At 65.2% G+C, this 359-nt stretch carries 1 protein-coding gene; it reads right to left on the bottom strand.

Annotation, left to right across the window (positions count from 1 at the left end; all coding sequences use genetic code 11):
• A partial coding sequence (locus QP415_RS10950; protein ID WP_285100079.1) for a VIT1/CCC1 transporter family protein occupies positions 1-359 on the bottom strand: 359 nt, incomplete at both ends.

Genomic DNA, 359 nt, shown 5'->3' with positions numbered 1-359 from the left:
CCAACCTGTTCGGTGGCGCCAGCATGAGCTGGTAGCCCGCCTTCGAGTGCGGCACGCACCGCGATGACACCGGACTCTGAGCCGGCGGGGCGGGCGACCTGGGTGAATACCTTTATGGCGTGAGCACGCGCTTCTTCGGGACTTTCGCCACGAGCACGGAACACGAGTTCCAGTTCGTTCGCGTCAACGTCGAGGTCCGGGACAGCTTGGTGTGCTTCGGGATCGGGGATCGATGCATCGAGCAGTTCACGTTGGCTGGTGACGGAGACCCATTCACCGGCTGCCATGGAGAGCGCGCCGGCCAGCAGACCAGCAAGGCCGGTCGCGAGGACGAGGTGCGGTTCCATTCCGGTTGCGGC

The organism is Pauljensenia sp. UMB3104, assembly GCF_030217285.1.
GTDB lineage: Bacteria > Actinomycetota > Actinomycetes > Actinomycetales > Actinomycetaceae > Pauljensenia.
The sequence above is the reverse complement of the archived record's forward strand: the minus strand, read 5'-3'. Positions and strand labels throughout refer to the sequence as shown.